Genomic DNA, 10,428 nt, shown 5'->3' with positions numbered 1-10,428 from the left:
ATTATTCCCATTCTATAGTAGCAGGCGGTTTTGAAGATATATCATAAACAACGCGGTTAATACCTTTTACTTCATTTATTATTCTGTTTGATATTATACCTAAAACATTATAATCAATTTTAGCCCAATCAGCAGTCATGGCATCAACACTTTCAACAGCCCTTACAGCACAAACTTGCTCATAGGTTCTGCCGTCACCCATAACGCCGACACTTTTTACAGGAAGAAGTATAGCAAAAGACTGCCATAATTTTCTGTAAAGTCCTGCTTTTTTTATTTCGCTTACCACTATATCATCAGCTTCTTGAAGTATTTTAACTCTCTCTTCTGTAATATCTCCTAATATCCTCACTGCCAAACCAGGACCAGGGAAAGGCTGTCTATATACTATATCTTCAGGTAATTTTAATTCTAAACCTATTTCTCTAACTTCATCTTTGAATAATTCTCTGAAAGGCTCTAAAAGTTCAAATTTCATGTCCTTTGGTAGTCCGCCAACATTATGATGACTTTTTATAACTGCAGAACTTCCTCTTAAAGATACACTTTCTATAACATCAGGATAAAGCGTACCTTGTGCTAAAAATCCAACATTTTCTATCTTTTTAGCTTCATCATTAAATACGCTTACAAATTCATGGCCTATTATTTTTCTCTTTTGTTCTGGATCAGTTACACCTGCTAATTTATCTAAAAATCTCTTTGAAGCATCAACATAAATCAAATCAATATTGAAATTATCTCTGAATACTTCAACAACTTTTTTATCTTCATCTTTTCTAAGAAGTCCGTTATTAACGAATATACATTTTAATTGCTTTCCTATAGCTTTTTCTATTAATACTGCAGCTACAGAAGAATCAACTCCTCCGGAAAGTCCTAATATTACATTTTTATCGCCTACAGTTTCTCTTATTCTTTTTATTTCATATTCTATAAAAGAGCCCATATTCCAATTTCTTTCGCATTTACAAATATTAAATAAGAAATTTTCTATTATTTTTATACCATTTTCAGTATGAACTACTTCAGGGTGAAACTGTATAGCATAAATATTTTTTTGTTTATTTTCTATAGCAGCGAGTTCTGTATTAGGTGTTTTTGCTATAAGTTCAAAACCTTCAGGTATAGATTTAATACTGTCTCCATGACTCATCCATACTATATTGCTTTTACCGAATGATTTAAATATGCTTTCATGATTAGTAATTTCAATTTCAGCTTTTCCGTATTCTCTTTTGTCGGCACTTTCAACTTTTCCGCCCATAGAATAAACTATTATCTGCATACCATAACATATTCCTAATATAGGCACTCCTAAATTAAATAACTCTTTATCTACTTTAGGAGCATCTTCTTCATATACGCTTGAAGGACCTCCAGAAAGTATTATTGCTTTAGGATTGAAATTCTTTATAAAATCTATTGAAACATGAAATGGATGTATCTCTGAATATACATTCAATTCTCTTATTCTTCTTGTAATAAGCTGTGTAAATTGTGAGCCGAAATCTAGTATTAAAACCTTATCAATATTATTTTGCATATATTCCTCTTTTATAAAAAATAAACTATGAATTTTTTAATATTACATCAAAATAATAAAATTTCAATTAATAGTTATCATAATATTTTGATAATTACGCACGGTAAGCTGATTTTTTGAATAATTGAAATTGTTTTATTTTTAGCATATTTTATTTTTATAATAATTTAACGTGCGTTAATACCATTTTTAACCTAAATAATACTAGGGTGGGTGTTATCATTCATGTTAAAGCAATAAAGATAAAGAAAATTATAAATTCAAAATTAATTAATAAATATAAAGGGTGGGTGGGAGAATAAAATTTAAAATTAGTATTTAAGCTTGTTTAAAAATAACAAAAATGCTGACAAAACTGACGTATATTCATTTTATAGTTATTAAATAATTAATTCAAGGAGCAGCTTTATATGAAAAAATTTGCAGAAGCGGAAATTTAAAAGATTTTAAATTGTTTTTTTAAAGTAATATAAAAAATTATTGCTCTGATAATGGAGTATAAATATTTAGAAATTTAATACATTGCGATAATGAAGATAATAAATTAGTTAGAAATAAAGTAAATTATACACCTTTAATGTATGCATGCATTAAAGGTGATTTAAATTTAGTAAAACTATTACTAGATAATGGTGCTGATATAAATGCTGTTAATCATAAAAAAATAATTCATTATATTTTGCCTTAAATCAAGCGAAATATGATGTTGCAGAATTTTTATTTGACAATAGAGCAGATATTAATATAAAAGATAATGATGGACATAATGCTTTGTATTATGCTGAGTTATATAAAAGACAAATGACTATTAAATTATTAGTAAAATATAAATGATAGATAAATAATTAAAAAACTATTACATGCCCATGCTCTTTGTACTTTTTGATTTATATTGTATCTTTTATTTGGCTTTAGTTTTTTATTCTGTATGTTTAGTATTGAAAAGCTATATTATAAAAATAGTGTAAATATTTATTAATTGATTTTTTAAACAAGTTCTTAAAAAATATTTGATAAAATAAATTTTGATATATAATAATTTAATAAAATATTTATATAACAGAGTTAAGAGAAAACATTAAATTTGATTAAAGAATTAGCAGAAGATGAACTTCTATCAGTAATCAATTTTATAAATAATGATTCAAATGAAAAATAATAAATGATAAAAAAGAATTAGAAGAATATATAAAGAATTTTAAATATATTCTAAATAATTATAAAAAATAATAATTTGTATTTATAAAATGTAATTATTTTATAAATATGAATATGCTTTTATATAATGGGCTAATAAAATAGAAATTATAAATGACAATAATATTATTATAGAAGTAAAAACAAATATTTCTATTGTAAATATAAAGAGAATAGCTACTATAATAGAAGATATTATTAAAGATAAAATAAAGGATATTATATAACTAGCATTTACAAATATAAATCTGCTCCAAGGATTCATAAACTTTGATGACATTATATTAAAAACTGATAGTATTGCTGATGATAATAAAGAGTTTGATATACTCAATAAAATAATAATGTATTTATATTCATGAAATAAATATAATGTTATAAAAACGGATGTATAGACAAATGATATTAATAATATATTTGAAATGCATTTAATATTAAAGAAATGTTTATCTTCATTTATAAAAAGTTTTTCTAGTATAAAATATACTGTATTAGCTAGTATTATGGAAAGAAAATTCATAATAGTAAGAAGGGCATATTTAAATGATACTGCTATTTTATTAAAAACAATTTTTGTAATCAAGATATATAAGATTAATGATATAACAAAACCAAGAAAAGAGAATATAGTTTTATTTTTTATTTCTTTCTTGTAATTTTTAAAAATGTTAGTATCAACTGTACGGGAATTGATAAACATAAATACTGAAAAGAAGCTGAATAAATATACTGCATTAAATGTTATTAAATTAAAATGGTTTATATTTAGTAATGCTGTTAAATTTATTAAAGCTGATATTAAAGAGATTATTAAATTAACTCTTCCTTTGTATTGATATATTGGAGATGCATATTTGTTCATAATATTATTATATACCTTTTTATCAAAATTAAATACTAGAATATATATAAACTAGATATATTTTTTATATATCTAGTTTAATTGATACCATTTGACAAAGAATAAAAATTCATTATAATAATTTTATGGGATTGAGATCAAATAATAAAAAATTTAATGTGCTTAATGATTATTTTATGCGTTATATGTTTGCAAAAGAAGGACATGAGCATATATTAAAAAATTTAATTAATTCTGTTAGGATAGATTCTAATCAAGAGCCTTTTGAATATATAGAAGTTTTGAATACTTTTAATTTAAAAGAAAATGTATTTGATAAAGAATCAATAGCAGATGTTAAGGCAAAAACAAAATCAGGTGAAACTATAATAATAGAAATACAAAGAATAGGTAATCAGTCATTTATATATAGAAGCTTATATTATTGGGCTAAAAATTATTTTACAAATTTAAAATCTAAGGATATATATTCAGATTTAACACCTGTAGTAAGTATTAATATTCTTGATTTTAATTTGATAAAAGGTATAGATAAGCCTCATAGCTGTTATTTTATTAAAGAGCTTGAAACCAATCATATATTAACTAATCATTTAGAGATTCACTTTCTTGAATTGAAAAAATTCAATAGTAATAATAAATTGTGTAAAGATTTATCAGATTGGTTTGAGTTTTTAAATTCTAAAGATAAATTGGAGGATACTATGGAAATATTAGTAAAGAAAAACCCTATAATGAAAGAAGTATATGAAGAATATAATAAATTTGTTAATAGTAATGATTTATATAATGGTTACAGTAATTATGAAAGAGATTACTTTAATGTTTTAATGCTTAATGAAGAGCGTATAAAGGGTATAGAAGAAGGAATACAAAAAGGTATAGAAAAAGGTATAGAACAGGGTATAGAACAGGGTATAGAACAGGGTATAGAACAAGAAAAATATTCTCTAGCCAGAAATATGAAAAATAAAAATATGGATTTAAATCTTATAAGCGAATTAACAGGACTTAGTATAGAAAAAATAGAAAAATTATGATATAAAAAATTTATATCATAATTTTAGTTCTATTAAAAAATAATAATATATATAATTTTAATCAGCATAAAAATAAATTATCTAAAAAATCCAGCTATATTTTCAATAAATCCTGATATTACATAGAATATAAAAGACGATATAGCAACTATAATTATGATTATAATTAGAAAAATATGGTATAATATATTAAATATATTACTAAAAATTAATTTTATATTATATATAAATTCTCCGGGATACGCTTTTTTTCCATTATTATTTTTTATGTTTTTATCTGCATTATTTTCTATCAAAAGAGATATAACTTTTTTTTCCATATCAATATCTCTATACCCATTATCTTTTTTATATGAAATTTTATGAAGTGCAGTATCTCCATCATTATTTTGTAAATTAATATTGATTCCGTTTTTTATAAGCATTTCAAAAATATCATATTCTTCTGTTCCTATATTATCTCTGGAAAGTATATAGTGAAGTATACCATTTCCGTCATTATCTTGTATATTAATATTTGCTCCTAGATTTATAAGTGTTTCAATTTTATATTTACTATCTGGAATACCTATAATTGCACTTTTACCGAATTTAGGTCTATGATGTGAATCGTAGGACTTACTTACATCAAGTATAAGATTTTTTCCAGATTCGTTAATATCCATTCCATTATCTAATAAAACTTTTACGAAATTAGAGAAACTATTAGTGCTTAAATTAGGTATATAGTTATACCATGTTTCAATGTTAGTTATATATTCTTTATTGTTTTCAATTACATATTTAAACTCATCAATATTTTCTGATATTACTGATTTGTATAATGCTGATTCTTTATTTGTTGCTGCTAAATTTTTAAAATCATCACTAACTTGGGCATAAGAAATGCACGAACTAATAATAAATATAATAATACATAATACTTTCATCATAAACCTCTTTTTAACCCAATATTAGTTTTTTGATTATACAGTATATTAGTATATTCTGTCAATATATTTTTAATTGATTTTTTATATACGGTATAATGGTAATTAGTATTTTATTTACTTTTATATTTACTTATGATATTATAGTAAATAATAATGATTAAGGAGTGTTTAAATGAAAAAAATAATTATAACAGCTTTAATATTAATCAGTATAATAAGCTGTAATTCTAAAAAAACTGATAATACAGAAGTAACTACAGATACTAACGCAATTAATACCAATAATACAGAAATATCTAATAATAATGATGAATATGTTGAAGATAATAATACTGAGGAAATTAATACTGATACTGCAGAAATTAGTGAATCAGGTATTGAAGTATCAGAATGGGATTTGGAGGCTTTTAATGAGCTAAAAAATGTAAAAGATGCACAATCTTTAAAAAGCTGGGAAGAGAAAAATGGAGAAAGAAGTTTAATAATGGCATTACAATACGGTGATAAAAAAATGGTTATGGAATTACTTTCTTACGGTGCTAATGTTAATCAGAATTATGATATTAATAGTCCATTAAAAATAGCTTCTGCAAAGGGAGATTTAGAACTTGTAAAAGAGTTTATAAAAAGAGGGGCAGATGTTAATGATAAATCTGAAGGAGGGTTTGATGCTTTGTTTTCAGCAGTAATGTCTACAAATGAAAATAGTTTAAAAATAATGAAAGAATTATTGGATGCAGGTGCTGAAGTAGATGTAGGGTACGGCTATGAAGAAATTACCCCTATATTATTTGAAGCAATTGGATATGTTGGAAAATCAAGATGTTATTTAGATAAATTTAAAATGCTTGCTGAATATGGAGCTGATATAAATTATGTTGATAATTATGGCTATCCTTTAATTAATTATGCTGTTCAGTCAGGCTGTTTAGATATAGTAAAATATTTAGTTTCAAAAGGCATTGACCCTGCTATGAAATATGAACTTGAAGAATACTATCCAAATATCAATATTTCATTATTGGCTGGAACTCTTTATAATAGTGATACAGAAATGGCAAAGTATTTAATAGAGCAAGGTGCAGATGTAAATACTCCTATACCTTCAGAAGATGGTTATCCTTTACTGCTTCAGGCTATAGACAATGGAAAAACAGAGCTTGTTAAACTTTTAATAGAGAAAGGAGCAGACACTACAGTTGTAAACAAAGAGAAAAAGACTGTATTTGATATAGCTAGAGAAAAAGGCTATGATGATGTATTAAAGTTAGAAAATAAATAAAAAGCGAGCCGATCAAATTACATAGAAATAAATAATAAAGTGAGAAAAAGTCGACTCTATAATTCCAAAGTCATTCATTATCGATGGGCTTATAGGCTTTTTCTAGCATAACAACAATAAATGGCAGATTTAATTGTCAGCTATATGAAAAATAAAAAATCGAGCATCTGTCAGCTTTAGCTGATAGATATTTTAAGGCGAGATTTTTTATATATAATAATAAGTTTATCGTTAGCAGCAATAAGAAATTAGTATTTTATTTACTTTTATATTTACTTATGATATTATACTAAACAATAATCATTTATGGAGTATTTTATGAAAAAAATAATTATAATGGCTTTAATATTAATCAGTATAATAAATATAATAAGCTGCGGATCTGGTAAAAGCGAAAAAACAAATAATTCAGAAGTAAATATTAATAATAATGAAGAAATCTATCAGGGATATGCTTCTAATGATATGTGGAGTATATATAAAACTACAATGTTAGAAGAGGAAGAAAAATTATTTAATGAAATTGATTCTATAAAAGATAAAAATTCTTTCGATGAATGGCAGTCAAAAAATCCGAGTAAATCTTCTTTAGTATTTGCTATTGATAAATTTCCTACAGAAGAAAAGGCTATTGAATTAATATCTTATGGTGCTGATGTAAATATGAAAGATGATAATGATAGTAGAACTCCTTTAGAATTAGCTTCAAAAATGGGATATTTGAAACTTGTAAAAGAACTTATCAAACAAGGTGCTGATGTTAATTTCAGAGAAGAAGAAGGAGATATAGACGCTTTATATTATGCAGTAGAGTCTGAAAAAAATTATCATTTGGAAGTAGTAAAAGAATTATTAAATGCAGGAGCAGACACTGGTATTATTTATGGTACTAAAGAAGAAAATAAAGATAATATATTAAATGTTGCTATAATAGGAAGATGCAATTTAGAAAAAGTTAAACTACTTACAGAACATGGAGCAGATATAAATTATTCAAATTTTGAGTATGGCCCCGTAATTGCTGTTGCTATTTCTAAAGGTTCTATTGATATAGTAAAATATTTAGTTTCTCAAGGTGTTGACCCTGCTATGACATATACCAATGGTTATTCATATTCAGGTAAAAGTTATTCATTACTTAATGCTGCAGTAAGAAATAAAACTACAGAAATAGCAGAATATTTAATAGAACAAGGTGCTGATATTAATACTCAAACTGATAGTGTTTCTGATTTACCTTTAATATTTGTTGCTCTTAGATCTGAAAATATTGAACTTCTTAAACTTTTGATAGAGAAAGGTGCAGATACTTCTGTTGTTGATAAAGACGGAAAAACAATTTTTGATTTAGCTAAAGAACAAGGCTATGATGAGATTGCAGCTTTAGAAAAATAATAGACTTGTTTCAAAACTAATTTACTAAATATTTACACTGTTTAATTTTTAGTATTTTTAAATTTATAATTGGGGCTTTGCCCCAAACCCCAGTTCTTTTGTTGGCACAAAGAACCAAAAAGACTGCAATTTTATACATTAAAATTAATTATTATACAATATATAAAACATAGTTTATAGCTAAAATTATTTTGAAAATTATACAACTAATTTTGTCAAGTACTTTTGAAACAAGTCTAATATAAGTGATCCGACAGAATTACATAGAAATAAATAATAAAGTGAGAAAAAGCCCCATCAATAATTTATTATTGATGGGCTTATAGGCTTTTTCGAGCATAACAACAATAAAAGAAGACTGTATTTTATATAGTTAGAGAAAAAAATTATGATGATATATTAGAGTTAGAAAATAAATAAAAAGCGAGCCGAAGCCAGCAAATAAATTTATTTATTTGCTGATTATAGGCGTAGGCGAGCATAACAATAATAAATGGCAGATTTAATTGTCAGCTTTTTTTTATTAACAGCAATAATAAACTTGTTTCAAAAGTACTTGATATGTAATGAAAAATTTTAAGTTTGTCAATTTTTTATTGTTCTTTTTCCCACCGTATTTCATAACATCCCCAGTTCTTTTTTTAACCAAGGCGAAGCCCGCCTGCAGCGAGAAGCTATATCCTCGACAGGCTCGGATACGCTTAGCGAAAGACTGCATTTTTAACCTAAATTTTATGTATTACCATACATTTAATATATATTCTTAAAATATTAAGCTGTAGTATATGCGTTTTCGCGAAGCGTGCCTGTGGCAGCAACTTTTTTGAGCGACAAAAAAGTTGATAATTCATATAAAAAATATTAAAATTGACAAAATACAGTTGTTTAGGTATATAAAATAGTTTATCTATTTTTTAATTGATATACGGTATAATGATAAATTATTATTTTTTATTATTGCTAATATAATTAATATAAATTATTTATTAATATATTTTTAAAGCGATAAACGAGCAGCTGATAACTTTAGTTGTCAGCTATATTTTAGCGAGTTTATCGCTAGCAGCAATAAGAAATTAATGTTTTCTTTACTTTTATATTTAGTTGTGATATGATAATAAAAAATAATAATTAAGGGGTAATTAAATGAAAAAATTAATTATAACTGCTTTAATATTAATCAGTATAATAAGCTGTAATTCTAAAAAAACAGATAATACAGAAGTAACTGTAAATACTAATACTGTTAATACCAATAATACAGAAATATCTAATAATGATGAATATGTTGAAGATAATAATACTGAGGAAATTAATACTGATACAGCAGAAATTAGTGAATCAGGTATTGAAGTATCAGAATGGGATTTGGAGGCTTTTAATGAGCTAAAAAATGTAAAAGATGCACAATCTTTAAAAAGCTGGGAAGAAAAACATGGAGAAAGAAGTTTAATAATGGCATTACAATATGGTGATAAAAAAATGGTTACAGAATTACTTTCTTACGGTGTTAATGTTGATCAGACTTATGTTGATAATGATAGTCCATTAAAAACAGCTTCTGCAAAGGGAGATTTAGAACTTGTAAAAGAGTTTATAAAAAGAGGGGCAAATGTTAATTTTAGAGGAGAAGGAAATATTGATGCTTTACATTCAGCAGTAATGTCTACAAATGAAAATAGTTTAAAAATAATGAAAGAATTATTAGATGCAGGTGCTGAAGTAGATGTCGAGTACGGCTGGGAAGAACCTGTTCCTATATTACTTGAAACAATTGGAGTTGACGAATCAAAATGTGATTTAGAAAAATTTAAAATGCTTGCTGAATATGGAGCTGATATAAATTATGATAGTTATGGCTATCCTTTAATTCGTTATGCTGTTAATGCAGGCCGTTTAGATATAGTAAAATATTTAGTTTCAAAAGGCATTGACCCTGCTATGAAATATGAACTTAAAGAATACTATCCAAATGTAAATATTTCATTATTGGCTAGTACTCTTTATAATAGTGATACAGAAATGGCAAAGTATTTAATAGAGCAAGGTGCAGATGTAAATACTCCTATACCTTCAGAAGATGGTTATCCTTTACTGCTTCAGGCTATAGACAATGGAAAAACAGAGCTTGTTAAACTTTTAATAGAGAAAGGAGCAGACACTACAGTTGTAAA

8 protein-coding genes and 1 pseudogene are annotated in these 10,428 nt (G+C 25.2%); 6 read left to right on the top strand and 3 right to left on the bottom strand.

The annotated features are described in order from the left end of the window. Position 1: 1 nt before the first annotated feature. Complete coding sequence (gene guaA / locus Q0K19_RS14235; RefSeq protein ID WP_297249110.1) at positions 2–1,546, bottom strand: glutamine-hydrolyzing GMP synthase; 1,545 nt, start codon at positions 1,544–1,546, stop codon at positions 2–4. Positions 1,547–2,048: 502 nt separating this feature from the next. Between guaA and Q0K19_RS15460 the strand changes: the two genes are divergently transcribed. Next, on the top strand, positions 2,049–2,234 hold the full coding sequence (locus tag Q0K19_RS15460; protein WP_367172180.1) for an ankyrin repeat domain-containing protein: 186 nt from the start codon (positions 2,049–2,051) through the stop codon (positions 2,232–2,234). Next, positions 2,222–2,380, top strand: a pseudogene (locus Q0K19_RS15455) (ankyrin repeat domain-containing protein); the annotation flags it as partial. The gene Q0K19_RS15460 and the pseudogene Q0K19_RS15455, both read left to right, overlap by 13 nt. Before the next feature lie 424 nt (positions 2,381–2,804). Here Q0K19_RS15455 and Q0K19_RS14230 read toward each other — a convergent pair. Continuing rightward, complete coding sequence (locus Q0K19_RS14230) at positions 2,805–3,605, bottom strand: hypothetical protein (RefSeq protein ID WP_297249108.1); 801 nt, start codon at positions 3,603–3,605, stop codon at positions 2,805–2,807. 125 nt (positions 3,606–3,730) lie between these two features. Here Q0K19_RS14230 and Q0K19_RS14225 point away from each other — a divergent pair, with 125 nt between their 5' ends. Beyond that, positions 3,731–4,645, top strand: coding sequence for an Rpn family recombination-promoting nuclease/putative transposase (locus Q0K19_RS14225; protein WP_297249106.1), 915 nt, complete (start codon positions 3,731–3,733; stop codon positions 4,643–4,645). A 77-nt stretch (positions 4,646–4,722) separates the two neighbouring features. Here the strand turns inward: Q0K19_RS14225 and Q0K19_RS14220 are convergent, their stop codons facing one another. Next, entirely contained in the window at positions 4,723–5,574 is an 852-nt protein-coding gene (locus tag Q0K19_RS14220; protein WP_297249104.1) for an ankyrin repeat domain-containing protein, read from the bottom strand. Between the two features lie 175 nt (positions 5,575–5,749). Between Q0K19_RS14220 and Q0K19_RS14215 the strand changes: the two genes are divergently transcribed. From Q0K19_RS14215 to Q0K19_RS14205, 3 genes are all read left to right on the top strand, one after another. Beyond that, positions 5,750–6,859, top strand: a complete 1,110-nt coding sequence (locus Q0K19_RS14215) for an ankyrin repeat domain-containing protein (protein ID WP_297249102.1) — start codon at positions 5,750–5,752, stop codon at positions 6,857–6,859. Between the two features lie 318 nt (positions 6,860–7,177). After that, positions 7,178–8,254, top strand: a complete 1,077-nt coding sequence (locus Q0K19_RS14210) for an ankyrin repeat domain-containing protein (protein ID WP_297249100.1) — start codon at positions 7,178–7,180, stop codon at positions 8,252–8,254. Positions 8,255–9,400: 1,146 nt separating this feature from the next. Continuing rightward, on the top strand, positions 9,401–10,428 hold a 1,028-nt coding region (locus tag Q0K19_RS14205), incomplete at its 3' end, for an ankyrin repeat domain-containing protein (protein WP_297249098.1).

Source organism: uncultured Brachyspira sp., assembly GCF_944393015.1.
Lineage (GTDB): Bacteria > Spirochaetota > Brachyspiria > Brachyspirales > Brachyspiraceae > Brachyspira.
The sequence above is the reverse complement of the archived record's forward strand: the minus strand, read 5'-3'. Positions and strand labels throughout refer to the sequence as shown.